Source organism: Streptomyces sp. NPDC101181, assembly GCF_044767975.1.
Classification (GTDB): domain Bacteria; phylum Actinomycetota; class Actinomycetes; order Streptomycetales; family Streptomycetaceae; genus Streptomyces.
The window spans coordinates 222277-245402 of sequence record NZ_JBIWOX010000010.1 but is presented as its reverse complement, the minus strand read 5'-3'; the positions used below and the strand labels follow the sequence as shown (position 1 = coordinate 245402).

Annotated in this window: 23 protein-coding genes; 7 read left to right on the top strand and 16 right to left on the bottom strand. The window is 73.1% G+C overall.

Annotated elements, in window-relative coordinates; translation table 11 throughout:
• Positions 1–624: 624 nt before the first annotated feature.
• A complete protein-coding gene (locus ACIRRU_RS17585; RefSeq protein WP_363202411.1) occupies positions 625–984 on the top strand; it encodes a hypothetical protein in 360 nt (119 codons plus the stop codon).
• A 1-nt stretch (position 985) separates the two neighbouring features.
• The gene (locus tag ACIRRU_RS17580) at positions 986–1420 is read left to right on the top strand and encodes a hypothetical protein (RefSeq protein WP_403681227.1); all 435 of its coding nucleotides are present in this window, start codon (positions 986–988) and stop codon (positions 1418–1420) included.
• Positions 1421–1456: 36 nt separating this feature from the next.
• On the opposite strand, the gene ACIRRU_RS17575 is transcribed toward ACIRRU_RS17580, so the two are convergent.
• The 3 genes from ACIRRU_RS17575 to ACIRRU_RS17565 form a co-directional block, all read right to left on the bottom strand.
• On the bottom strand, positions 1457–1960 hold the full coding sequence (locus ACIRRU_RS17575) for a GNAT family N-acetyltransferase (RefSeq protein WP_403681224.1): 504 nt from the start codon (positions 1958–1960) through the stop codon (positions 1457–1459).
• A 46-nt stretch (positions 1961–2006) separates the two neighbouring features.
• Positions 2007–2546 carry a sigma-70 family RNA polymerase sigma factor gene (locus tag ACIRRU_RS17570; RefSeq protein WP_403681222.1) on the bottom strand — a complete coding sequence of 180 codons (540 nt, stop codon included), beginning with the start codon at positions 2544–2546 and terminating at the stop codon, positions 2007–2009.
• 141 nt (positions 2547–2687) lie between these two features.
• Positions 2688–3845 (bottom strand): glycerophosphodiester phosphodiesterase, encoded by a 1158-nt coding sequence (locus ACIRRU_RS17565; protein ID WP_403681219.1) that lies wholly within the window; start codon positions 3843–3845, stop codon positions 2688–2690.
• A 262-nt stretch (positions 3846–4107) separates the two neighbouring features.
• Between ACIRRU_RS17565 and ACIRRU_RS17560 the strand changes: the two genes are divergently transcribed.
• Entirely contained in the window at positions 4108–4779 is a 672-nt protein-coding gene (locus ACIRRU_RS17560) for a 1-acyl-sn-glycerol-3-phosphate acyltransferase (RefSeq protein WP_093687482.1), read from the top strand.
• A gap of 163 nt (positions 4780–4942) precedes the next feature.
• Here ACIRRU_RS17560 and ACIRRU_RS17555 read toward each other — a convergent pair whose 3' ends face one another.
• Together ACIRRU_RS17555 and ACIRRU_RS17550 are read right to left on the bottom strand one after the other, a co-directional pair.
• A complete protein-coding gene (locus ACIRRU_RS17555; RefSeq protein WP_403681216.1) occupies positions 4943–6487 on the bottom strand; it encodes an MFS transporter in 1545 nt (514 codons plus the stop codon).
• A complete protein-coding gene (locus ACIRRU_RS17550; protein WP_403681213.1) occupies positions 6484–7035 on the bottom strand; it encodes a TetR/AcrR family transcriptional regulator in 552 nt (183 codons plus the stop codon). The genes ACIRRU_RS17555 and ACIRRU_RS17550 overlap by 4 nt, the downstream gene beginning before the upstream one ends.
• Before the next feature lie 331 nt (positions 7036–7366).
• Between ACIRRU_RS17550 and helR the strand changes: the two genes are divergently transcribed.
• Entirely contained in the window at positions 7367–9538 is a 2172-nt protein-coding gene (gene helR / locus ACIRRU_RS17545; protein WP_403681210.1) for an RNA polymerase recycling motor ATPase HelR, read from the top strand.
• A 61-nt stretch (positions 9539–9599) separates the two neighbouring features.
• Here helR and ACIRRU_RS17540 read toward each other — a convergent pair whose 3' ends face one another.
• Complete coding sequence (locus tag ACIRRU_RS17540; RefSeq protein ID WP_403681207.1) at positions 9600–10571, bottom strand: aldo/keto reductase; 972 nt, start codon at positions 10569–10571, stop codon at positions 9600–9602.
• A 105-nt stretch (positions 10572–10676) separates the two neighbouring features.
• A complete protein-coding gene (argH, locus tag ACIRRU_RS17535) occupies positions 10677–12104 on the bottom strand; it encodes an argininosuccinate lyase (RefSeq protein ID WP_403681205.1) in 1428 nt (475 codons plus the stop codon).
• A gap of 265 nt (positions 12105–12369) precedes the next feature.
• On the opposite strand from argH, the gene ACIRRU_RS17530 reads away from it, so the two are divergent.
• The gene (locus ACIRRU_RS17530) at positions 12370–13077 is read left to right on the top strand and encodes a L,D-transpeptidase (protein WP_403681204.1); all 708 of its coding nucleotides are present in this window, start codon (positions 12370–12372) and stop codon (positions 13075–13077) included.
• Between the two features lie 10 nt (positions 13078–13087).
• Here ACIRRU_RS17530 and ACIRRU_RS17525 read toward each other — a convergent pair whose 3' ends face one another.
• The 5 genes from ACIRRU_RS17525 to argC form a co-directional block, all read right to left on the bottom strand.
• Positions 13088–13624, bottom strand: coding sequence for an arginine repressor (locus ACIRRU_RS17525; RefSeq protein WP_363202400.1), 537 nt, complete (start codon positions 13622–13624; stop codon positions 13088–13090).
• Between the two features lie 25 nt (positions 13625–13649).
• Positions 13650–14855, bottom strand: a complete 1206-nt coding sequence (locus tag ACIRRU_RS17520) for an acetylornithine transaminase (RefSeq protein ID WP_403681201.1) — start codon at positions 14853–14855, stop codon at positions 13650–13652.
• Positions 14852–15781: an acetylglutamate kinase gene (gene argB / locus ACIRRU_RS17515; RefSeq protein WP_403681198.1), complete on the bottom strand. Its 930-nt coding sequence runs from the start codon at positions 15779–15781 to the stop codon at positions 14852–14854. Before argB ends, ACIRRU_RS17520 begins: the two co-directional genes overlap by 4 nt.
• Positions 15778–16932 (bottom strand): bifunctional glutamate N-acetyltransferase/amino-acid acetyltransferase ArgJ, encoded by a 1155-nt coding sequence (gene argJ / locus ACIRRU_RS17510; protein ID WP_403681196.1) that lies wholly within the window; start codon positions 16930–16932, stop codon positions 15778–15780. The genes argB and argJ overlap by 4 nt, the downstream gene beginning before the upstream one ends.
• 88 nt (positions 16933–17020) lie before the next feature.
• On the bottom strand, positions 17021–18049 hold the full coding sequence (gene argC, locus ACIRRU_RS17505; RefSeq protein WP_403681193.1) for an N-acetyl-gamma-glutamyl-phosphate reductase: 1029 nt from the start codon (positions 18047–18049) through the stop codon (positions 17021–17023).
• 169 nt (positions 18050–18218) lie between these two features.
• On the opposite strand from argC, the gene ACIRRU_RS17500 reads away from it, so the two are divergent.
• The gene (locus ACIRRU_RS17500) at positions 18219–18824 is read left to right on the top strand and encodes a GPP34 family phosphoprotein (protein ID WP_403681190.1); all 606 of its coding nucleotides are present in this window, start codon (positions 18219–18221) and stop codon (positions 18822–18824) included.
• A 22-nt stretch (positions 18825–18846) separates the two neighbouring features.
• Here ACIRRU_RS17500 and ACIRRU_RS17495 read toward each other — a convergent pair whose 3' ends face one another.
• Positions 18847–20160 (bottom strand): hypothetical protein, encoded by a 1314-nt coding sequence (locus ACIRRU_RS17495; RefSeq protein ID WP_403681187.1) that lies wholly within the window; start codon positions 20158–20160, stop codon positions 18847–18849.
• A gap of 375 nt (positions 20161–20535) precedes the next feature.
• Positions 20536–21345 carry a LysR family substrate-binding domain-containing protein gene (locus tag ACIRRU_RS17490; RefSeq protein ID WP_403681185.1) on the bottom strand — a complete coding sequence of 270 codons (810 nt, stop codon included), beginning with the start codon at positions 21343–21345 and terminating at the stop codon, positions 20536–20538.
• A gap of 58 nt (positions 21346–21403) precedes the next feature.
• Here ACIRRU_RS17490 and ACIRRU_RS17485 point away from each other — a divergent pair, with 58 nt between their 5' ends.
• Positions 21404–21796 (top strand): DUF5997 family protein, encoded by a 393-nt coding sequence (locus tag ACIRRU_RS17485; RefSeq protein WP_403681183.1) that lies wholly within the window; start codon positions 21404–21406, stop codon positions 21794–21796.
• A 136-nt stretch (positions 21797–21932) separates the two neighbouring features.
• Here ACIRRU_RS17485 and ACIRRU_RS17480 read toward each other — a convergent pair whose 3' ends face one another.
• Together ACIRRU_RS17480 and ACIRRU_RS17475 are read right to left on the bottom strand one after the other, a co-directional pair.
• Positions 21933–22430 carry a peptidylprolyl isomerase gene (locus ACIRRU_RS17480; RefSeq protein ID WP_363202391.1) on the bottom strand — a complete coding sequence of 166 codons (498 nt, stop codon included), beginning with the start codon at positions 22428–22430 and terminating at the stop codon, positions 21933–21935.
• A 63-nt stretch (positions 22431–22493) separates the two neighbouring features.
• Complete coding sequence (locus tag ACIRRU_RS17475; RefSeq protein WP_403681180.1) at positions 22494–23069, bottom strand: histidine phosphatase family protein; 576 nt, start codon at positions 23067–23069, stop codon at positions 22494–22496.
• Positions 23070–23126: the final 57 nt, after the last annotated feature.

Genomic DNA, 23126 nt, shown 5'->3' with positions numbered 1-23126 from the left:
TGCGCGGCGCGGAGTCCGCCGGGCACGGGGCAATCGTCTGAAGAGACTGTTCGGGCTGGTCGGCCGGGTTACGTCTCGGCATGGCTTCCGGCGGCGGTCGGCCGGGGGCAGCGCATGCGCGGGCGGGCTCGTTCTCCTGGCGGCGAACGGCACAGGCTCGGTCTCGCTTCGGGGCGCGAGGCTCAGGCGGGGACCCTCAGAAGGCGCGCATTCGACACATACAACGAGCACCGGGCGTGCTGATCGCCTCGGTCGCAAGGGTGCGGCTGCTCGTCGTGGTCATGGGCCCAGTAAAACAGACGTGCGGTCAGCGCGATCCACGTTGTCCGGATAGCGGACAGCGCTGGACGGCCGGTGCGACCGGTTCCGGATCACCCGGGCCGGCCCGGCGTCACGGTCTTGACCTGCGGCGATACCAGCTTTCCGGACCTTCGTCCGGTGCCGCGCGGGCGCTCGGGATGTGGAACGCCGACCACCGGTTGTGGCCAAGGCCACGATCGTGCCTCCGGACGCGTGAGACCTGCACGATCGGGACCGTCGGCCGTCATCCGTCCTCCTGCGCCCTCGCGCGCCGGGCCCGGGGCCGCAGACGGGCGGGCGATCCGTCCGTAATACCCTCACTACATGCTTGACGCCCTGACGGTCGCGGTCGCCGTGGCCGCGCTCGCCCTCGCCGCCTGGTGCGGACACGCCGCCTACCGGGACCAGCCGACGAAGGACTGGCATTTCATCGGGATGGCGGTCGTCTCGGTCCTGGCGCTGGCGCAGCTGGCGGTGGGCGTCGTACAGCTGGCGCGCGGGGAGCGGCCGGAGCAGGGGACGACGGTGTTCGTCGCCTATCTGATCGGGGCGTTCGCCGCCGTACCGGCGGCGGGGTTCCTGTCGCTGACGGAGCGGACCCGCTGGGGATCGGTGACGGTCGCGGCGGGGGCGTTCGTGCTCGCGGTGCTCGAAGTGCGGCTCTACGACATCTGGGGAAACTGACGTGAGCGAGACGGGCCGTCACGAGGCGGACACGGCGGCGAAGCCGTCCTTCGAGCTGGGCAGCGGTCCGGGCCGGGTCCTGGTCTGGTTCTACGGTGTGTTCACGGTGGCGGCGGCATCCCGTTCGATCGTCGAGATGGTCCGGGGGTTCGACCGTGCTCCGCTCGCCTACACGCTCTCGGCCGTCGCCGCCGTCGTGTACGGCTTCATCACGTACTCGCTGGTGCGCGGCGGGGAGAGGGCCCGGCGGGCGGCGCTGGTGTGCTGCGCGGCCGAGCTTCTGGGCGTGCTGGTCGTCGGCGCGTGGACGCTGGCCGAGCCGTCCGCCTTCCCCGAGTCGACGGTGTGGTCGGACTTCGGGATGGGCTACCTGTTCATCCCGGTGATCCTGCCGGTCACCGGGATGATCTGGCTGCGCCGGGCGAAGAGGGCCTGACCCGCTCGCCGGTCCGCGTCGGGGCGCCGCCCGCGCTCAGGCGCTGGCTACGTAGTCCCGCGCCGCGGCGTCCTTCTCCAGCAGGATCAGCCGGACGCCGTCCGCCCCGGTGACGTCTCCGACCTGGGCGTATCCGGCCCGCCGGTAGAGCCGGAGGTTGTTCTCGCTGCGGTGACCGGTGTGCAGCCGGTAGCGGGTCGCCGCCCGCTCGGCCGACAGCGCCGACTCGGCGGCGAGCAGCAGCCGGGCGCCGAGGCCGTGGCCCTGGAGGCGGGGGTGCACACAGAGCTTGCCGATCAGCCCGGTGCCTTCCGTATCGGTGAACCCCCGTACCGAGCCGACGACTTCGTCACCGAGCCGGGCCACGAACACCAGGTCGTCGGCGACCTCGGCGCGCAGGGAGTCGAGTGTCTGGACGAGCGGGTCGATCCGGTAGTTGTCGTACAGCTCCGCCTCGCGCTGGAAGCAGAGGTACTGGAGTCTGAAGATCTGCTCGACGTCCTGTGCCGTCGCCGCCGAGATGTTCACGCTCATGCCCATGTGTGCACGCCTCCCGCTCACCTGTCCGCCGGTTGCCTACCGCTCTCTATCCCCGCACGGATGGAGCGACAACCTCCGCCGCCAGCATTCTGCGCAGACATCCAAGGCAACGGGAACGGATCGGACCCAAACTGCCCTGTGACATACCCAACTGCCCTGCGATTTCCCGGTAGGTCAGATCGGCGGGGTCGAGCATCGCCGTCAGCAGCCGGGGACAGGGTCCGGGCAGCCGGGCCACCGCGGCGCGCAGCGCCCGGTGTTCGGCCGCGCCGAGGGCGGCGCGTTCGGGGCAGCCCGCCGGTCCGGCGGCCGGCTCCCCTCCGGCGTACGGGCCCTCCCGCCGGGCCGTGCGGCGTCCCCGGCGGGCCTCGGCGCGGACGGAGTCGCGCACCCAGCGGGCCGGGTCGGCGGGTGGCCCGGCGTGCCCGGGGCGCTCCAGCAGCCGCAGCCACACGCCCTGTTCGAGGTCGGCGGGGTCGAGCCCGGCGGCGGGAGCCTCCGCTCGCGCCTCCGCGCGTACCAGGGGCCCTAAGGCACGGACGACGAGCGCGGTGGCGGCCGCGGGGTCATGGTCGAGAAGCGTCATGCCCCCGCGGACGTACGGGGGACGGCGCCCGGTTGCCCCGGCGGGACGGCACCACCCGACCGGGGCACACCGGGGCGGCCGGCTGACGGCGGGACGCGGTCACCGGCGGCCCGCCGTCACCGGTTTCGTGTGCGTACGGGATCAGCGCGCGGCGTGGTCCGCCGCCGCGAGCAGCGCCGTGTCCGGGTGGTCGGCGAAGATCCCGTCGATACCGGTGGCGAAGTACGCGGCGTACGCCCCGAAGACGTCCCCGTAGGCGTTGGGGTCGGTGCCCCGCCGGAAGTCCGCGGGCAGGAAGCTGTTCTCGTTGCGCAGGGTGTACGGGTGCAGCAGCAGGCCCCGCGCGTGCGCGTCCCGCACCAGCGTCGTCGGAGTGGTGAGCCGCCCCGAGGCGTCCTTGGGGATGACCAGGTCCAGGGTGGGGCCGATGCCCTGGGCGAAGGAGGCCATCCACCGCAGACCGGCGGGCGTGACCAGGTCGGCCACCGTGCGCGGGTCGCCAGCCTCGACGAAGTCCCAGGGGCGCTCCTTCGGGCCGGACAGCAGCACGATGCGCGGGGTGTCGACCAGGCGGGCGAGGCGCTGGACGGAGCTGGGCTCGAAGGACTGGAGGATGAGCGGGGAGTTCCCGCGGTGGCGGCCGTGGCGGCGCAGCAGCCGGGCCAGCGGCTCTTCCAGGCCGAGGCCGAGCTTGCGGAAGTAGGTGGGGTGCTTGGTCTCGACGTACAGCCAGACGGGCTTTCCGCGCCTGCGTCCCTCCCTGTCGGCCCAGCGCAGGACCTCCTCGAAGGTGGGGACGTCCCAGCGGCCGTCGTAGAGCGTGTTGTCCGGGCGGCTGCCGGGGATGCGCTCCGTGGCCCGAAGGGTCTTCAGCTCGGCGAGGGTGAAGTCCTCGGTGAACCAGCCGGTGTAGGAGACGCCGTCGATGCGCTTGGTGGTCCTGCGTCCGGCGAACTCGGGGTGGTCGGCGACGTCCGTGGTGCCGGTGATGTCGTTCTCGTGGCGGCAGACGAGGTGGCCGTCCTTGGTGGGGACGAGGTCCTGCTCCACGATGTGGGCGCCCAGGTCGAGAGCCAGCTGGTAGGAGCCGAGGGTGTGCTCGGGGCGGTAGCCACTGGCCCCGCGGTGTCCGACGACCGTCGGGACGGGCAGTTCGCGCAGCGATCCGTGGCCGCCGCCGTGGCCCCGGCCCCGCTCGGCTGCCTGGGCGGCGGCGGGCAGGCCGAGGGCGGCCGTGCCGAGGGCCGCGGCGCCCAGCAGGGCCCGTCGGCCGGGGGTCGTCCGCGCACGCTCCGTCATGAGTGCTCCTCGCTCGGTGGTGTCCTGGTCCGTCCGGCGAGGCCCGATCGTAGGCTGGAAGGTGCAACGAAGGGCGGACCGGCGGCCAACATGGCGGGAACAGGCGTCAACACGGCGTATCCGCCACGTGAACCCGATGTGCGATCAGCGCATACCCGCGAGTATCGTCCTCACCTGCACCGACCATCATCCGTCGGCACCGGCCACCGCCCGTTCCACCCCATCCACCGCGGTCGGCCCGGCCACGACACCGGAGGAACCGTTGTCCCGTCTCACGGTCATCAAGGCAGTGCTCGGACCGATTCTGCGCCTGATGTTCCGCCCACAGGTGGAGGGCGCCGAGAACATTCCCGGGACCGGGCCGGTGATCCTCGCGGGCAACCACCTCACGTTCATCGACTCGATGATCATGCCGGTCTGCTGCGACCGGCCGGTGTTCTACATCGGCAAGGACGAGTACGTGACCGGCAAGGGGCTCAAGGGCCGGCTGATGGCCTGGTTCTTCACCGGCTGCGGCATGATCCCGGTGGACCGGGACGGCGGCCGGGGCGGGGTCGCGGCGCTGATGACCGGGCGCCGGGTGCTGGAGGAGGGGCAGGCCTTCGCGATCTACCCGGAGGGCACCCGCTCCCCCGACGGCCGCCTCTACCGGGGCCGTACCGGGATCGCGCGGCTGACGCTGATGACGGGCGCCCCGGTGGTCCCCTTCGCGATGATCGGGACGGACAAGCTCCAGCCGGGCGGTGCGGGGCTGCCCCGGCCCGGCAAGGTCACGGTGCGGTTCGGCGAGCCGATGGAGTTCTCCCGCTACGAGGGCATGGACCGCGACCGCTATGTGCTGCGGGCGGTGACCGACTCGGTGATGTCCGAGGTGATGCGGCTCTCCGGCCAGGAGTACGTGGACATGTACGCCACCAAGGCCAAGGCCGCCTGACCTCGCGGACCTGACGGCGCAGCGGGAAGGGCCCGCACCCCACGACCGGGGTGCGGGCCCTTCTCCGTACGCGCGGCTGCCGGGCGGTCCACGGCGTATCCCGCGGCTGCCGGACGCTTTACGCGGTACCGAGGCTGCCGGGCGGTCCACGCCGTGCCCGTGGTCACGGGTGCTCGACGCCGTCCTCCAGCTTCTGGCCGCGCAGCAGGAACCAGGCGGCGACGGCGGCCGCGAGCAGCACCGCCGCGCCGACGCCCGCTGCCGACCGCAGTCCGCCGACGAACGCCTCCTGGGCCGCGGAGACCAGCGGACCGGCCTGGGCCGCGGGCAGCGCGGCGGCCGCCTCGACGGCTCCGCCCAGTGACTCGTGGGCGGCCGACTCCACGCCGGCGGAGACTCCGGCGGGGGTCGGGAAGCCCCGGTAGACGCCGGTGACGATGGAGCCGAGCAGGGCGATGCCGAGGGCAGCGCCGAGTTCGTAGGCCGTCTCGGAGACCGCGGAGGCGGAACCGGCCTGCTCCTGGGGGACGCTGGAGAGGATGACGTCGGCGGTGACGGTGAAGGCGAACCCGGCGCCGACACCGACGACCAGCAGCATGGAGCCCAGCAGCGGATAGCCGGTGTGCTGGTCGAGCAGGGTCACCGTGCCCAGCGCCAGACCCACCGCGCCGAGTCCGCCCGCCACGACCGCGCGCACCGAGAACCGGCGGGCGGCGAATCCGGCCAGCAGACCGGCGGTCACCGCGCCCACGGCCGCGGGCAGTTCGGCGAGCCCGGCCTCCAGCGGCCCCCGGCCCTGCACCAGTTGCAGGTACTGGGAGAGGAAGAAGACCAGGCCCGACAGGCCGAGGATGGTCAGCAGGTCCGCGAGGACCGCGCCGGAGAAGCCCCGGTGGTGGAAGAGCCGCATGTCCAGCAGGGGCGCGGGCAGCCGCAGTTGCCTGCGGACGAACCAGGTGAGCGCGACGACGCCGAGAACGGCGGCCGCACCGGCGCCCCAGCTCGCCCCGTGCGAGGCCGTTTCCTTGATGGCGTAGACGACACCGATCATGCCGACCAGGGAGAGCCCGACGCTGGGCATGTCCCACGGGCCGGGCGAGGGGTTCTTCGACTCGGGGATCAGCTTGACGCCGACGACGACCAGCACGGCCATCACCGGCAGGTTGATCAGGAAGACCGAGCCCCACCAGAAGTGTTCGAGCAGGAATCCGCCGACGACCGGGCCGACCGCCGCGCCCGCCGAGGCCATCGCTCCCCAGATGCCGATGGCGAGGCTGCGCTCGCGCGGGTCGTGGAAGAGGTTGCGGATGAGGGCGAGGGTGGACGGCATCAGGGTGGCACCCGCGACACCGAGCAGGGCCCTGGCCACGATCATCATCTCGGGTGAGGTCGCGTACGCGTTGAGGACGGAGACCGCGCCGAACGCGACCGCGCCGACCAGCAGCAGCTTCTTGCGGCCGATGCGGTCGCCGAGGCTGCCCATCGAGACCAGCAGACCGGCGATGACGAAGGAGTAGACGTCGCCGATCCAGAGCAGCTGGTTGCCGGTGGGCGCGAGATCCTCGCTGAGGAACGGGGTGGCGAGGCCCAGGACGGTGGCGTCGACGGCCACCAGCAGCACGGCGAGGACGAGCACGGCGAGCGCGATCCACCGTCCGGGGCGGCGCTCCGCGTCGACGGTCTTCGGGTGCTGGTCGATGGTGCTCATTGCTCCACGCTCCGGCGTGCTCCGCCGAGCAGCAGCTCGACGATCATGTACGAGAAGTCCTGTGCGGCGACCCGTCCCGCCTGGACGGCCCAGGCGCCGGTACCGATGAGCCCGTAGAGGGCCTCGGTCAGCCAGGCGGGGGTGAGGTCGATACGGAATTCGCCGCGCTCCTGGCCGCGGCGGAAGAAGGCGGCGACCCGGGCGTCGGCCCGGTTCCAGCCCTCGTTGACCTCGTCGCCCTCGAAGAGCTGGTTCTCGCCCACGAGGAACGAGAGGAGTCCGGCGCTGGGCTCGACGGCGGCGATGAGGCGGCGCAAAGCCTCCTCGGAGGTGCCCTCGTCGAGCCGGGCGGCGTCCAGGGCCGCCTCGAACTCCTGGATGCCCAGGTCCTCCAGCGCCCTGACGAGGGCGTCGCGCCCGGCGAAGTGACGGTGCAGCGTGGCCCGGCCGATCCCGGCTGCTCTGGCGACCTCGTCCATGGTGGCGGTCGATTTGTGGGTCAGCAGGGCGGCGGCGCTGCGCAACACCTGCTCACGGTCGAGAGTCATGAGACAACCATAACTCACTTGAGACATTCTCGTCTCACTGGCGCTCATGGGAAGAGCCGGAGGGAGAGCGGGACGACCAGAAGCGGAGCTCGATCACCGGCGCATCACTCGCGCGGGGGCGGCTCGGCCACCGGAAGCGGAGGGGTCGGCGCACTCGCCGGAAACGGAGGGGGCGGCCGGAGGTGAACTCACTCCTTGCCACTCTCAAGGTATAGCGCATGGGGGGTCTTGCGGCAAGACCCCCCAAATGCCGCAGAATCATCGCCCATCCCCGTACGGACGAAGTCGTCGGCCGCCCCGCGCGGCCGAAACCACGAACGGAACTGACGACGTGAAACCCATGGCCACCAGCGCCTTCGCCCTCCCCGACCGGCTCGCCGCCAAGGCCGAACCGGCTTTGATCGCCGACGACGAGCGGCACTTCGCCGCCGTGGCCCGGTGTCTGGACGCGTCGGTCGCCGAACTGTCCGGGCGTCTCGAAGCCGAACGCCGGGCCCCGGGCGGCACCGGCCGGCAGGCGATGGACCGGGACGCGGAGATTCACCGGCTGACCGCCCGGCTGCGCACCCTGCGCCGCTTCGGCCTGGACCTGTGCCTCGGGTACATGGCCGGCGCGGACGGTTCCGAACCGGTGTACGTGGGACGGCTCGGGCTGACCGACAGCACGGGCCGCCGCCTCCTGGTCGACTGGCGCTCCCCCGCCGCCGAGCCCTTCTTCGGGGCCACCCACGCCAACCCGATGGGCCTGGCGAGCCGCCGCCGCTACCGGTGGACCGACGGCCGGGTCAGCGACTACTGGGACGAGGTGTTCGCCCCGGACGGCTTCGCCGGGCATGCGGCGCTGGACGACCAGTCGGCGTTCATCGCCAGTCTCGGCGACCACCGCTCGGCCCACATGCGCGATGTGCTCGGCACCATCCAGGCCGATCAGGACGCGATCATCCGGGCGGGCTCCCGGGGAGCCCTCGTGGTGGACGGCGGACCGGGCACCGGCAAGACCGTCGTCGCGCTGCACCGCTCGGCGTATCTCCTCCACTCCGACCCGCGCCTGGGCCACCGCCGGGGCGGCGTCCTGTTCGTCGGTCCGTCCCGGCCCTATCTGGGGTACGTGGCCGATGTGCTCCCGAGCCTCGGGGAGGAGGGCGTACGGACCTGCACCCTGCGCGACCTCGTCGACGAGGGGACGACGGCGGGCACCGAGGCCGACCCGGAGGTGGCGCGCCTGAAGGCCTCCGCGGAGATGGTGCGGGCCGTCGAGCCCGCCGTCGGGTTCTACGAGGAGCCGCCCACCGCGGCGCTGCGGGTCGAGACGCCCTGGTCCGCCGTCCGGCTGAGCGCCGCCGACTGGGCCGCGGCCTTCGAGGCGGCGGAGCCCGGTGTTCCGCACAACGAGGCGCGCGAGCAGGTGTGGGAGGAACTGGTCACGATCCTGGTGGACCGGCACGACGGCGGCACCGACGCCTCCGAGGCGCAGCTGCGTGCGGCCCTGCGGGGGAACACCGAGCTGAAGGCGGTCTTCGACCGGGCGTGGCCGTTGATCGAGGCGGCCGACCTCGTCGCGGACCTGTGGTCGGTACCCGCGTATCTGCGCAGGTGCGCGCCCTGGCTGAGCGCCGACCAGGTGCGCTCCCTCCAGCGCGCGGACGCGCGGGCGTGGACGGTGTCCGACCTGCCGGTGCTGGACGCGGCGCGGCAGCGGCTCGGCGACCCGGAGGCGGCGCGGCGCAGACGGCGTCAGGAGGCCGCCGCCGCGGTCGAGCGTGAGCGGATGGACCAGGTCATCGACACCCTGCTGGCCGACGAGACCCTGGCCGAGGCCGACGCGGACGAGGAGGGGGCGCTGATGATGCTGCGGGGCCAGGATCTGCGGAACTCCCTGGCCGATCCGGAGGGGCTGGGCGCGGTGGCCCCCGACCTGCTCGCCGGGCCGTTCGCGCACGTCGTGGTCGACGAGGCGCAGGAGCTGACGGACGCGGAATGGCACATGCTGCTGGCGCGGTGTCCGTCGAGGAGCTTCACGATCGTCGGGGACCGCGCGCAGGCCCGGCACGGGTTCACCGAGTCGTGGCGCGAGCGGCTGGAGCGGGTCGGGCTCGACCGGATCACCCTGGCCTCCCTGAGCATCAACTACCGCACACCGCAGGAGATCATGGCGGAGGCCGAGCCGGTGATCCGGGCCGTCCTCCCGGACGCCAACGTGCCGACGTCCGTCCGCGACGGCGGCCACCCCGTCGCCCACGGGACGGCCCGGGAGCTGGACGCGGTGCTCGGCGCCTGGCTGGCCGAGCACGCCGAGGGCACGGCCTGTGTGATCGGCGCCCCCGCGTTCCGGGGCACCTCCCGGGTACGGTCGCTGAGCCCGGAGCTGGCCAAGGGCCTCGAATTCGACCTGGTCGTGCTCGTGGACCCGGAGGCGTTCGGGGCGGGTGTCGAAGGGGCGGTGGACCGCTATGTGGCGATGACCCGGGCGACGCGGCGGCTGGTGATCCTCACGAGCCCCTGACCCGGGGCGCGCGGCGCGGGGCGACGCCCGCCGGACCGCCGTCCCCGGGTCCGCGCGCCGCTCAGTGCCAGGGCAGGGCCGCGCGGTGCCGCCAGTAGGCCTCCGGCTCCTCGACGAGCGCGTCGAGCCCGGACCGCTGCTCCTCGTCGAGGCCGACGACGGCGGCGTGCAGGTTCCCCGCGAGCTGGGTGACGGTGGCCGCTCCGGAGAGGACGACCCCGGCCCAGGGCTGGTGGAGGACGAGGGCCAGGGCGACGGCGTCGCCGCCCACCCCCGCGCGGGCGGCGATCTCCCGGAAGACCGCAGGGGCCTCGTCCCCGGCGAGCCGCCCGTTGGCCAGGCCCTCCTTGACGATCACGGTGAGCCCGGCGTCGTGGGCCTCGGCGAGCGCCGGGGCGGCCGAGGTCTCCAGGGCGTTGTAGGTGGCCTGGACCGTACGGAAGAGGGGTTCGCCGCCGACCGTGACGGCGAGCGCGGACCGGATGGCGTCGGCCTGGGCGGGGCCGCTGGTGGAGAAGCCGACGGCAACCCCGTCGGCGGCGAGGGCGGCCAGCCGCTCGTGGAGTTCCTTGTCGGCGAGGGCCGGGCTGTCGGGGGTGAGCGAGTGGACCTGGTAGAGGTCGAGCCGGTCGCCGAGGAGTTCGCGGGTCTCGGCGCGCTGGCGCTCGAAGGCGGCGAGGCTGTGCTCCTTCACCTCGTGGACCTCGGCGTCGGTGCGCCAGTCGGCGGTGTAGGTGTAGCCCCACTTGGAGCCGACGACGAGGTCGGTGAAGGAGGGCCGGGCGGCCAGCCACTCCCCCAGGAACTCCTCGGCCCGGCCGTAGGAGCGGGCCGCGTCGACGTACCGGACGCCCTGGGCGTACGCCGCGTCCAGCAGTTCGTGCGTACGGGTGCGCAGGGTGTCGACGTCCCGGTCGGCGGGGAGGTCCCGGTCGCGGTGGAGGGTGAGGTATCCGGGCCTGCCGACGGCTGCGAGGCCCAGTCCGATGTGGGCGGTCGGGGTGGTCGCGGCGGCCAGGGCGGCGAAGGGCATCGGGGCTCCTCGGGGTCGGTTGCGGATACTCCTACCCCGGTCAACGTAGCCCGCGACATCTCTCGTACACCTGCGACGACGCCGTGCGGGCGGCCGTGGCACCCCCTAGGAGCGGGCCGTGGCCCAGGCGTGCTGGGCGGCCAGATCGTCCTTCAGCTCGGCGAGCTGCACGGCGACGGCGGAGGGCGCCGTGCCGCCCCGGCCGCTGCGGGAGGCGAGGGCGCCGCGCACGTTGAGGACCGTGCGCACCTCGGGGGTGAGGTGCTCGGAGATGGCGGCGAACTGCTCGTCGGTGAGCTGGTCCAGCTCGATGCCGTGGCGCTCGCACTCCTTGACGCAGGCGCCCGCCACCTCGTGCGCGACCCGGAACGGCACCCCCTGCTTGACCAGCCATTCCGCGATGTCGGTGGCGAGGGAGAAGCCGGCCGGGGCCAGCTCCTCCATGCGCTCGCGGTTGACGGTGAGGGTGGCCATCATCCCGGTGAAGGCGGGCAGCAGGACCTCCAGCTGGTCGCAGGAGTCGAAGACGGGCTCCTTGTCCTCCTGGAGGTCCCGGTTGTACGCGAGGGGCAGGGCCTTGAGGGTGGCGAGCAGGCCGGTGAGGTTGCCGATGAGGCGGCCGGACTTGCCCCGGGCCAGCTCCGCGATGTCCGGGTTCTTCTTCTGCGGCATGATCGAGGAGCCGGTGGAGAAGGCGTCGTGGAGGGTGACGAAGGAGAACTCCTTCGTGTTCCAGATGATGACCTCCTCGGCGATCCGGGACAGGTTCACGCCGATCATCGCGGTGATGAAGGCGAACTCCGCGACGAAGTCCCGCGAGGCGGTCCCGTCGATGGAGTTGGCGACCGAACCGTGCTCGAAGCCCAGGTCGGCGGCGACCGCCCGCGGGTCGAGCCCGAGCGAGGAACCGGCGAGCGCGCCGGAGCCGTACGGCGAGACGGCGGTGCGCTCGTCCCACTGGCGCAGCCGCTCGGCGTCCCGGGAGAGGGACTGCACATGGGCGAGCACATGGTGGGCGAAGAGCACGGGCTGGGCGTGCTGGAGGTGCGTACGGCCGGGCATCGCGACGTCCTGGTGGGCCTCGGCGAGGCCGACGAGCGCGCTCTGGAGGTCGGCGATCAGGCCGCCGATGGTCCGGGCGTGGTCGCGCAGGTACATCCGGAAGAGCGTGGCGATCTGGTCGTTGCGGGACCGGCCGGCCCGCAGTTTGCCGCCGAGGTCGGGGCCGAGGCGCTCCAGCAGGCCGCGCTCCAGGGCGGTGTGGACGTCCTCGTCGGCGATGGTGCCGGTGAACGAGCCGTCGGCGACGTCGGCTTCGAGCTGGTCGAGCCCGGCGAGCATCCGGGTCAGCTCGTCCTCGGTGAGGAGACCCGCCTGGCTGAGGGCGCGCGCGTGGGCGCGGGAACCGGCGATGTCGTACGGCGCGAGCCGCCAGTCGAAATGGACGGAGGCCGAGAGCCTGGCCAGCGCCTCGGCCGGTCCGTCGGCGAACCGCGCGCCCCAGAGCCGGACGTCACCGTTGTTGCTGCTCACTGCGTGCTCCTCAAGACCGGGGCGTAGGTGCGGGCCGCCTGCCCGCCGGGGGACGGGGCTGAGCGGGACCGTGCGGCATAAGTATGCGACCTTATGCATGCCTAGTCAATTCGGCGGGGCGGCGGGCGTTCCCGGCCGCTCGGAGGAGGACCGTACCCCGGCGCCCGCGGTGCCGACGGAACGTCCGACGCCCGCCGGTCGGGCGCTGGGCCGTACGGAGCAGGTGCGGTGGGGCGCCGGCGGAAGCCGCCGTACGGTCCGGGACATGCGCAGATCACTGGCGACCGCCGTCGCCCTCCTCGCCCTGGCCGCCGGCTCCACCGGGGCCGGACCCGCCGACGCCCCGCCGCCCCTCCCCCACCGGCTGGCGGACACCGGGGGCGGCTCGCAGCTCATCACCGCCGAGGCTCCCGACGACGCCGCCACGACGGGGACGGTGACCTGGTGGGAGCGTCGGGCGGGGCGGTGGACGGCGGCCGGGTCGGCGCCCGCGCGGTTCGGGGCGAACGGGCTCACCGAGGGGACGACCCGGGAACAGGGCACCAGCACCACCCCGACCGGGCTGTACGACCTGCCGTACGCCTTCGGCATCGAGGACGCCCCGGCCGGCACGACGTATCCCTACCGGAAGGTGAACGAGGACTCCTGGTGGTGCCAGGACAACGCCTCGCGCGCGTACAACCGGTGGGTGGAGCCGCGCCCGGAGCACTGCCGGGCGGACGAGGCCGAGCACCTGGTGGGTTACGGCACGCAGTACGCCCGCGCCCTGGTGACCGGCTTCAACTACGACCGTCCGGTACGCGGCCGGGGCGCCGGGATCTTCCTGCATGTCAACGGACGCGGGGCGACGGCCGGGTGCGTCTCGGTCCCCGCGGACGCCATGGCCGAGATCCTGGCCTGGGCGAGGCCGGAGCGGCGTCCGCACATCGCGGTCGGGACCTCCTCGGGCCCGACCGCGATCACGCGGTACTGAACGCGGCGGCTCAGCGGTCGTTCTGAGCGAGCCTCAGCAGATGGTCGGCGAGCGCCTGGCCGCCGCCCGGGTCGCGGCTGATGAGCATCAGGGTGTCGTCGCCCGCGATCGTGCCGAGGATGTCGTGCAGTTCGGCCTGGTCGATCGCCGAGGCGAGGAACTGGGCGGCGCCCGGCGGCGTACGCAGCACCACCAGGTTGGCCGAGGCCTCGGCCGAGATGAGCAGTTCGGCCGAGAGCCTGCGCATCCGCTCCTCCTTGGCCGAACCGCCCAGCGGGGCCTGCGGGGTGCGGAAGCCGCCCTCGCTGGGCACCGCGTAGATCAGCTCGCCGCCGGTGTTGCGGATCTTGACCGCGCCCAGTTCGTCGAGGTCGCGGGAGAGCGTCGCCTGGGTGACGCTCAGCCCGTCGTCGGCGAGGAGTCGGGCCAGCTGGCTCTGCGAGCGGACCGGCTGCCGGTTCAGGATGTCCACGATCCGGCGGTGGCGGGCGGTGCGGGTCTGCGGCACGGCGGGTCCGCCGTGCTCGGTCTCCTGCGCCTCGGTCATCGTCGTCGCCTCATTCTCCGGATGGTCATGCTCCGGATCGTCCGTCCCCGTGTGCCGCGTCGAGAGCCCCCGGCAGGATCTCCAGGAACGCGTCCACCTCCGCGTCACCGATGATCAGCGGCGGCATGAGCCGTACGACATCGGGGGCGGGTGCGTTCACCAGGAGGCCGGCTCCCTGGGCCGCCTGCTGCACCTGCGGTGCGAGGGGTCCGGTGAGCACGATACCCAGCAGCAGCCCGCTGCCGCGGACGTGGGAGACCAGCGGGTGTCCCAGCGCCTCGACGCCGTCGCGGATCCGCTCGCCGAGCCGTTTGACCTGGTCGAGCGCCCCGTCGGCCGCGAGGGTGTCCAGGACGGCGAGTCCGGCGGCGCAGGCGACCGGGTTGCCGCCGAACGTGGTGCCGTGATGACCCGGCTTCAGCAGGCCGGCGGCCGGGCCGAACGCGATGGCCGCACCGATCGGCAGCCCGCCGCCGAGCCCCTTGGCGAGCGTGACGACGTCCGGCTCGACGTCCTGGTGTGCCTGGTGCTCGAACCAGTGGCCGCACCGGCCGACACCGGTCTGGACCTCGTCCAGGACGAGCAGGGTCCCGGTGGCGCGGGTGATCTCCCGGGCCGCCTCCAGATAGCCCTTGGGCGGGACGACGACGCCGTTCTCGCCCTGGATCGGCTCGATGACCACGAGGGCGGTCTCCGTGGTGACGGCCGCGCGGAGCGCGTCCACGTCTCCGTACGGGACGTGGGTGACGTCGCCGGGCAGGGGGCGGAACGGGTCCTGCTTGCCGGGCTGGCCGGTGAGGGCGAGCGCGCCCATCGTCCGGCCGTGGAAGCCGCCGTCGGTGGCGACCATGTGGGAGCGGCCGGTGAGCCGTCCGATCTTGAAGGCGGCCTCGTTGGCCTCCGCGCCGGAGTTGGCGAAGAAGACCCGGCCCTCGCGGCCGGACAGCTGGAGCAGCCGCTCGGCGAGCGCGACGGGCGGCTCGGCGATGAACAGGTTCGACACATGGCCGAGCGAGGCGATCTGGGTGGAGACGGCCTCGACGACGGCGGGGTGCGCGTGGCCGAGGGCGTTGACCGCGATGCCGCCGACGAAGTCGAGGTAGCGGGTGCCGTCCTCGCCCCAGACGTGGGCGCCCTGCCCGCGGACGAGGGAGAGGCGGGGGGTGCCGTAGTTGTCCATCAGCGTGTCGCGCCACCGCGAGGTGAGCCCCGCGGTCTGTGTGCCGGTCATGATTCCCCCTGTTCGGGCCCGGTGTGGACGTCGATGGGGGCGTCCGGCACGACCATCGTGCCGATGCCCTCGTCGGTGAAGATCTCCAGCAGGATCGAGTGCTGGACCCGGCCGTCGATGACCCGGGCGGTCTCGACGCCGTTGCGCACGGCGTGCAGGCACCCCTGCATCTTGGGGACCATGCCGCTGGACAGCTCGGGCAGCAGCTTCTCCAGCTGGCCGGCGGTGAGGCGGCTGATCACGTCGTCGCTGTTGGGCCAGTCCTCGTACAGCCCCTCGACGTCGGTGAGGACCATCAGCGTCTCGGCGTCCAGAGCGGCGGCGAGCGCGGCGGCCGCGGTGTCGGCGTTGACGTTGTAGACGTGGTGGTCGTCGGCGGAGCGCGCGATGGAGGAGACGACGGGGATGCGGCCGTCGTCCAGGAGCGCCCGGATGGCCCCGGTGTCGATGGCGGTGATCTCGCCGACCCGGCCGATGTCGACGGATTCACCGTCGATGGTGGGGCGGTGCCGGGTGGCGGTGATGGTGTGGGCGTCCTCGCCGGTGATGCCGACGGCGAGGGGGCCGTGCTGGTTGAGGAGGCCGACCAGTTCGCGCTGGACCTGTCCGGCGAGGACCATCCGTACGACGTCCATCGCCTCGGGGGTGGTGACCCGCAGCCCGGCCTTGAACTCGCTGACCAGGCCCTGCTTGTCGAGCTGGGCGCTGATCTGGGGGCCGCCGCCGTGCACGACGACGGGCTTGAGACCGGCGTGCCGCAGGAAGACGACGTCCTGGGCGAAGGCGGCCTTCAGGTCGTCGTCGATCATGGCGTTGCCGCCGAACTTGATGACGACGGTCCTGCCGTGGTGCCGGGTCAGCCAGGGCAGCGCCTCGATGAGGGTCTGCGCCTTCGGCAGTGCGGTGTGCTTCCGCGCGGCGCTCATGAGCTGTACGCGCTGTTCTCGTGGACGTAGTCCGCGGTGAGGTCGTTGGCCCAGATGACGGCGGACTCGGCGCCCGCGGCGAGGTCGGCGGTGATCCTGACCTCCCGGTAGCGCATGTCGACGAGGTCGCGGTCCTCGCCCACCTGGCCGTTCTTGCAGACCCAGACGTCGTTGATCGCGACGTTGAGCTGGTCCGGTTCGAAGGCGGCCCCGGTCGTGCCGATGGCGGAGAGGACCCGGCCCCAGTTGGGGTCCTCGCCGTGGACGGCGCACTTGAGGAGGTTGTTGCGGGCGATGGACCGGCCGACCTCGACGGCGTCGTCCTCGGTGGCCGCGTTGACCACCTCGATCCGGATGTCCTTGGACGCGCCCTCGGCGTCCCCGATGAGCTGCCGGGCGAGGTCCGCGCAGACGGCCCGGACGGCCTCGGCGAACGCACCCTGTTCCGGGGCGATGCCGCTCGCCCCGGAGGCGAGGAGCAGCACGGTGTCGTTGGTGGACATGCAGCCGTCGGAGTCGACCCGGTCGAAGGTGGTCCGGGTGGCCTCGCGGAGGGCGGCGTCCAGCGCGGGGGCTGCCACGTCCGCGTCGGTGGTGAGGACGACGAGCATGGTGGCGAGGCCCGGGGCGAGCATGCCCGCGCCCTTGGCCATGCCGCCCACGGTCCAGCCCTCGCCGCCCGCGACGGCCGTCTTGTGGACGGTGTCGGTGGTCTTGATGGCGATGGCGGCCTTCTCCCCGCCGTGCTCGCTCAGGGCGGCGGCGGCCCGCTCGATGCCGGGGAGCAGCTTGTCCATCGGGAGCGGGATGCCGATGAGCCCGGTGGAGGCGACGGCGACCTCGCCCGCGCTGTGGCCCTGAAGCACCTCGGCGGTCTTCTCGGCGGTGGCGTGGGTGTCCTGGAAGCCCTTGGGGCCCGTACAGGCGTTGGCGCCACCGGAGTTGAGGACGACGGCGGTGACCTGACCGCCCTTGAGGACCTGCTCCGACCAGAGGACGGGGGCGGCCTTGACGCGGTTGGAGGTGAAGACGCCCGCGGCGGCGCGACGGGGCCCGTGGTTGACCACGAGGGCCAGGTCCGGGTTGCCGCTCTGCTTGATCCCCGCGGCGATGCCCGCCGCCGAGAACCCCTGTGCTGCCGTGACGCTCACTGCATCTCCTTGTTCGCTTCTTTGACCGCGCGGCGCGGCGGCGCGGCTTTCGTGGCCTTCCGCAGCCCGGCGGCTGCGCACTCGTCGCTCACGGTGCCACTCCGATCGTCGGAAGTCCGGTGTCCTCGGGGAGTCCGAGGGCGATGTTCATGCTCTGCAGGGCGCCGCCCGCGGTGCCCTTGGCGAGGTTGTCGATGGCGCAGACGACCACGATCCGTCCGGCGGCCGGGTCGTGGGCGACCTGGACCTGTACGGCGTTGGAGCCGTACACCGCGGCGGTGGCGGGCCACCGCCCCTCGGGCAGGAGGTCGACGAACGGCTCGTCGGCGAAGGCCTTCTCGTAGACGGCGCGCAGGCTCTCCGCTCCGACGCCGGGCCTCGCCTTCGCGCTGCACGTGGCGAGGATGCCCCGGGGCATGGGCGCGAGGGTGGGCGTGAAGGAGACGGTGACCGGCTCACCGGCGGCGGCGCTGAGGTTCTGGATCATCTCGGGCGTGTGGCGGTGCCCGCCGCCGACGCCGTACGGGGTCATGCTGCCCATCACCTCGGAGCCGAGCAGGTGCGGCTTGGCCGCCTTGCCCGCCCCGGATGTGCCGGACGCGGCGACGATCACGGCCTCCGGCTCGGCGATCCCCGCCGCGTACGCCGGGAAGAGGGCGAGGGACACGGCGGTCGGGTAGCACCCCGGCACCGCGATCCGCCGCGCCCCGGCGAGCGCGGCCCGCCCGCCCGGCAGCTCGGGCAGCCCGTAGGGCCAGGTCCCGGCGTGCGGCGATCCGTAGAACGTCTCCCAGTCCCCCGCGTCCTTGAGCCGGAAGTCGGCGCCCATGTCGACGACGAGGACGTCGTCCCCGAGCTGTTCGGCGACGGCGGCGGACTGCCCGTGCGGCAGCGCCAGGAAGACGACGTCGTGCCCGGCGAGCACCTCGGCGGTGGTGGGCTCCAGCACCCGGTCGGCCAGCGGCCGCAGGTGCGGCTGGAGCGAGCCGAGGGTCTGTCCGGCGTTGGAGTGGCCGGTGAGCGCGCCGATCTCGGTCCCGGGGTGGGCGAGCAGCAGACGGAGCAGCTCACCACCGGCGTATCCGCTCGCCCCGGCGACTGCTGCACGTACGACCATCGGTGACCCTCCTCGTAGAGGGCATGACTATACGCAGTGCCGCACTTTTATGCAACGAGTGCCTGTTTCTCCCCGCCGGGCCGGGCGATACTGGTGGTGACGGCCGCCCCACCGGCCGGGCCCGGCCGGTGGGGCCCGGCCTCGACGGACGCTTTGAGGGGAGCCGTTCATGACCACGGCGAAAGACCTGTTCATCATCGCGATGGACCCGGGGCCGGAGCACCCGGTGGGGCAGGGTGACCTGTCGCTCGCGCTGGCGGGCGCCGAGCTGCTCGACCTGGCCGGGACGGGAGCCGTCACCCTGGACGGCGAACACGTCGTGCCGGGCGGGACGGCCGCGCCGGAGGACCGGCTGCTCGGCGAGGCCGCCGCGCTGATCACCCGGCAACCGCCCTACGAGCGGATCGAGGACTGGCTGTGGCGCCGCGGCGAGGGTCTCGCGGCCGTCTACCAGGACGCCCTGGAGGCGGACGGGGAGCTCAGGCAGCAGAGGAGCGGCCGCTTGCCTTTCGGCCCCAAGCGGGTGGAGCTGGTGGAGACGCCCGGCCGACGCCGTGCCGTCGGCCGCCGTCAGGAGGGAGAGCCCGTCCTGGCCGCCCTCGCCTCGGTCGTGGGCCTCGACGGCGAGCCCTCCGACGACGCGCTCCAGCTCGACGACGAGACGGCGACCACCGTCGTCGCCGCCGTGCACGACGCGGTGATGGAGCTGGAAGCCGTCCGGCAGAGGCGGACCATCGAGAACACCGCCTTCGCCAACATCTGGCGCGGCCCCTGAACCCTCGCTCCCAGGGCTCGTCCTAGCCGGACGACGACAGCGGCGAGGCGGGCGGCTTCGCCGAGGTGACGAGGTCGTCGCCCGCCGGGGGCGCCTCGCCGGGCGGGCGCCGGGGCGGCCGGTCCACGAGCAGCGGAATCGTGAGGACGGGCAGCAGCCAGAGGAAGACGATGAGGCGGTGGCCGAGCAGCTGGTCGAGGTTGGGGTGACCCGCCTGGTTGAGGAGACCGGCCGCCCCGGCGGCCAGGGCCATCGGGAGGATCACGGAGCGCCGCGTCCACAGCGCCCAGCCCGTGAGGGCGAGCAGCACCGGCAGCACGGGATACGTCGCCTGGCGGTGCAGCCAGGCCGTCCAGAAGACCCGCTCCTGGGCGAAGAACGCGGGCCAGGGGTCGGGCAGGTCGGGTCGCTGGTAGTGGTGGGTCAGCAGGTCCTGGGCGCTGTCCTGACCGGTCGGCCAGGACAGCAGGTGGGCACCCGCGTAGACCGCCGCCGCCAGCACCCCGCACAGCACGGCCGCCCGGCCGGCGCGGGCCTGAGGCCGTCCCCGGTACCGGTGCCACGCCCACCGCAACGCGAATCCCGCGGTCAGGGCGGCGGCCAGCAGCAGGGCCTGCGAGTAGCGCACCGGGAACATCAGCGCCAGGCCGCCCACGACGAGCGCCGCGCCCCTTCGCTCCCGGCCCCGCAACAGCAGGACGCAGCCGAGGACGACCGCCGTCCCCAGCGCAAGGGCGAGCCCGTCGCTGAGCGGGTGCATCGCCACGGTGCCGGTCGGCAGCGCGAGGTACAGCGCCTGACCGGCCAGCCCCGCACGCCAGGAGGCGCCGGCGGAACGCAGGGCGAGCAGCACACAGACGCTCCCCGCCAGCGCGACGACCAGCCCGGCCAGCCAGAGGCCCCACACCGTGCCGAAGAGGGTCACGAAGGGAATGAGGAGAAGCGGATAGCCGGGGCGCGACTCGAAGATGGCCATGAACCGGTGGTTGGCGAACGGCGCGGTCATCCCGGACGTGTTGCCGTTACGGGACCAGTACGCGACCGAGTCGGTCAGCCGTCGCACACACGCGGCCTCCGTCTCCCCCGCCGCCTTCCTGCTGGTCCAGGGAATCGTGGGGATCGGCGCGTGCTGCGCGCTGTCGCAGGAGTACGCGATGGCGCGGCGGCCCGCCTCCTGGCGGCTCTCGCCGCTGAGGCTGAGGGCGTAGGAGAGGTAGTTCTTGGTGTCCGGCGAGGCGCGGCCCGTGACGGCGGTCAGCTGGAGCCCGGCGAAGGCCACGGCGATCAGCAGCATCCCGAGGAGACCGAGGTGCTGGGTGGTGCGGATGTTCGGCATCGTACGGGTGCTCCCGGAGGTACGGCGGATACCTCGTCAACGAGAGCGCGGCCGTGGGGTGGCGACCTGAACGGCCGGGAGCTCGGCGCCGGGCGCCCCTGTGCCATGCGTCATGTGCCCTGTGCCCTTCGCCCTCCGTACGGCAGCGACGTCCGGACGTCCTCGCGCAGGGGCGTCCGCACGAGCCTCCGCGCTGGCCTCCGTAGATCAGCCCTTCCCCGTCCGGCGTCGGGGGCGGTCCCTCCGCCCGGCGTCCGGTGACGGTCCCTCCCGCGGCGTCCGCATAGCTGTCCATACCGGGCGGGAGGGCCCGCACGCCTGTCCGTGCCGTCCGGCGCAGCGACGGCTGTCCGTCCAGGTGGCCTGCGCGCGCCCTCAGCGTCCGCCGCGCGGCTTGCCGCGCTTGCCGCCCTGGCCTCCGCCCCCGCGGCCACCGGCCCGGCCGCCCGCCGTCCGGCCGGTCGGCTTGCCCGGCTGCTTGCCCGTCCGGCCGCCCGCTCCACCGCTCTGACCGGTCCGCTTCGTCTTCGCCCCGGCCTTCGCCTTCGCCGCCTGCTGCGACGCGGCGGCCGCGCGGCCCCGGGTGCTGTTGACCGTGCGGCCCCGGACGATCCCGATGAACTCCTCCACCAGGTCGGGGGTGGTCTCCGCCTCGGGCCAGGAGAGGGCGATCCGCGACTCGGGGGCCTCCCGGACGGGCCGGTAGGTGAGGTCCTTGCGGTGGTGCAGCCGGGCCAGGGACTGGGGCACCAGCAGAACGCCCACGCCCGCCGCGACCAGCTCGACCGCGTCCGCCGTGGTGGCCGGGCGCTCGATCGCGGGGCGGCCCGGGAGGGTCTCCCAGCCCAGGACGTCGTCGAGGGGGTGCAGCACGGTCTCGTCGGCCAGCTCGTCGAGCGACAGCTCCTCCGCGGCGGTCGCGACGTGGTCCTTGGGGATCACGACGACGGTCGTCTCGGTGTAGAGGGGGATGGCGCTCAGGACGTCCCGGTCCACCGGGAGCCGGACGAGGCCCGCGTCCGCGCCGCCGTCCACCAGCAGCCCGGGGGCCAGGGCGGCCGTGGCCTGAAGGAGTTCCAGGGGGGTTCCCGGCAGCCGTTCGTGCCAGACCCTCACCCACTTGGTGGGCGTCACGCCGGGGACGTACGCGAGCCGGAAGGATGAGGGGATGTCCGAGCCTGTCACGGGTTCAGGCTACCGGTCCGTGGTCGGAGGTATGTCCCACGGTCGATACCCTGGACCCATGACGTCGCACAAGACCGCCCAGACCATGAAGCCCGCCACCGCGGCGAAGAAGCTGGGTGTGTACCTCCAGGCCACCCCCGCCGAGTTTCAGGAGGGTGCCGTCTCGCGCACCGAGCTCGACACCCTCCAGACCGACCCGCCGGCCTGGCTGGTGGAGCTGCGCCGCACCGGTCCGCACCCGCGCCCCGTGGTCGCCGCGAAGCTGGGCGTCTCCATCGCGGGACTCGCCCGCGGCGGTGTCACCGAACCGCTCACCACCGAGCAGATCGACGCGCTCAAGGACGAGATGCCCGAATGGCTCCGCAAGGAGCGCGCCACGCAGGCCGAGGTGCGCAAGGAGGCGGCGCGGATCAAGGAGCGCAACGCGGAGCGGGCCGCCCGGTCGGAGTGACCGCCCCCGGGGGAACAGCCGGAAGCCCGGCCGACGCACCGCGTCGGCCGGGCTTCCTGTCACTCCTGGGCCTCTCGCCACTGGACCTGTGGCCCCTGGGCCGGTAGCGGCTGGGCCCGCGTCGGGTCCGTGCCGGTCAGAGGACGCCGGACTCGGCGATGGTGACCTTGCCGCGGGTGCGGCCGCTGGAGGAGCCGAGCGCCTCGATCTTGCGGACCAGGGCCAGGCCGTCCTCGTCGGCGACCTCGCCGAAGACCACGTGCTTGCCGTCCAGCCACGGGGTGAGCACCGTGGTGATGAAGAACTGCGAACCGTTGGTGTTCGGCCCGGCGTTGGCCATCGAGAGCAGGCCGACGCGGTCGTGCTTGAGCTGGAAGTTCTCGTCGGCGAACTTCTCGCCGTAGATGCTCTTGCCGCCGGTGCCGTCACCGCGGGTGAAGTCCCCGCCCTGGAGCATGAAGTCCGTGATGACGCGGTGGAAGGACGAGCCGGCGTAGCCGAAGCCCTTCTCGCCGGTGGCGAGCGCGCGGAAGTTCTCCGCCGTCTTGGGGACGACGTCGTCGAACAGGTTGAACGTGATACGCCCAGCGGGCGCGTCGTCGATGGTGATGTCGAAGTAGACCTTGGTTGTCATGGAGCCATCCTCACATTCCCGGGCGACGCAGGGGAAACCCGGGTGGATTCCCGCCCCGTGCCGTCAGGGCACGGCCGCCTCCAGGCGGAGGCTCCAGCGGCCCGGCAGTCCCGCCAGCGTGACGGTGGAGAGCGGGCGGACGTCGACGTTCCAGTACGCGGTGGGCGGGGCGTTCAGCGCGTAGACGAGGGCGGCGCGGATCACGGCGGGTTCGGCCACGGCGACGATCAGGCCCTCGTCGGCGGGGCGGGTGTTGAGCCAGCCGCCCACCCGGCCGATGAAGCCGAATAAGGACTCGCCGCCGTGCGGGGCGCTGCGCGGATCGGCGAGCCAGGCGTTGACGGCGTCCGGTTCACGGGCGGTGACCTCGCCCAGGGTCAGCCCCCGCCAGTGCCCCATGTCGCAGTCGCGCAGCGCGGGTTGTGCCATCGGCGCCAGCCCCAGGGCGTCCCCGGTGGCGCGGCTGCGCGGCGTCGGGGAGCAGTAGCGCAGTTCGGCCGCGCCGAGCGGGATCAGCGTGTGCGCGACGAGCCCCACCTCGTACCAGCCCGCCCGGTCCAGCGGGCGGTCGTCGTCGAAGCGTTCGGACAGCTGGGAGGAACTGCGCGCCGCTGCGACCAGGGTGACCCGAAGCGTCATGGCGGGATCGTCGGGCCGAACGCCAGTCCGGTCAAGAGGGCCTGCCGCCGAGACTCC

What these genes read in the sequence shown, in the direction of transcription:
- ACIRRU_RS17585 (WP_363202411.1), top strand. Translation starts at nt 625, where the DNA reads ATGCTTGACGCCCTGACGGTCGCGGTCGCCGTGGCCGCGCTCGCCCTC.
- ACIRRU_RS17575 (WP_403681224.1), bottom strand. Translation starts at nt 1,960, where the DNA reads ATGGGCATGAGCGTGAACATCTCGGCGGCGACGGCACAGGACGTCGAG.
- ACIRRU_RS17570 (WP_403681222.1), bottom strand. Translation starts at nt 2,546, where the DNA reads ATGACGCTTCTCGACCATGACCCCGCGGCCGCCACCGCGCTCGTCGTC.
- ACIRRU_RS17565 (WP_403681219.1), bottom strand. Translation starts at nt 3,845, where the DNA reads ATGACGGAGCGTGCGCGGACGACCCCCGGCCGACGGGCCCTGCTGGGC.
- ACIRRU_RS17555 (WP_403681216.1), bottom strand. Translation starts at nt 6,487, where the DNA reads ATGAGCACCATCGACCAGCACCCGAAGACCGTCGACGCGGAGCGCCGC.
- ACIRRU_RS17550 (WP_403681213.1), bottom strand. Translation starts at nt 7,035, where the DNA reads ATGACTCTCGACCGTGAGCAGGTGTTGCGCAGCGCCGCCGCCCTGCTG.
- ACIRRU_RS17540 (WP_403681207.1), bottom strand. Translation starts at nt 10,571, where the DNA reads ATGCCCTTCGCCGCCCTGGCCGCCGCGACCACCCCGACCGCCCACATC.
- ACIRRU_RS17530 (WP_403681204.1), top strand. Translation starts at nt 12,370, where the DNA reads ATGCGCAGATCACTGGCGACCGCCGTCGCCCTCCTCGCCCTGGCCGCC.
- ACIRRU_RS17525 (WP_363202400.1), bottom strand. Translation starts at nt 13,624, where the DNA reads ATGACCGAGGCGCAGGAGACCGAGCACGGCGGACCCGCCGTGCCGCAG.
- ACIRRU_RS17520 (WP_403681201.1), bottom strand. Translation starts at nt 14,855, where the DNA reads ATGACCGGCACACAGACCGCGGGGCTCACCTCGCGGTGGCGCGACACG.
- argB (WP_403681198.1), bottom strand. Translation starts at nt 15,781, where the DNA reads ATGAGCGCCGCGCGGAAGCACACCGCACTGCCGAAGGCGCAGACCCTC.
- argC (WP_403681193.1), bottom strand. Translation starts at nt 18,049, where the DNA reads ATGGTCGTACGTGCAGCAGTCGCCGGGGCGAGCGGATACGCCGGTGGT.
- ACIRRU_RS17500 (WP_403681190.1), top strand. Translation starts at nt 18,219, where the DNA reads ATGACCACGGCGAAAGACCTGTTCATCATCGCGATGGACCCGGGGCCG.
- ACIRRU_RS17495 (WP_403681187.1), bottom strand. Translation starts at nt 20,160, where the DNA reads ATGCCGAACATCCGCACCACCCAGCACCTCGGTCTCCTCGGGATGCTG.
- ACIRRU_RS17485 (WP_403681183.1), top strand. Translation starts at nt 21,404, where the DNA reads ATGACGTCGCACAAGACCGCCCAGACCATGAAGCCCGCCACCGCGGCG.
- ACIRRU_RS17480 (WP_363202391.1), bottom strand. Translation starts at nt 22,430, where the DNA reads ATGACAACCAAGGTCTACTTCGACATCACCATCGACGACGCGCCCGCT.
- ACIRRU_RS17475 (WP_403681180.1), bottom strand. Translation starts at nt 23,069, where the DNA reads ATGACGCTTCGGGTCACCCTGGTCGCAGCGGCGCGCAGTTCCTCCCAG.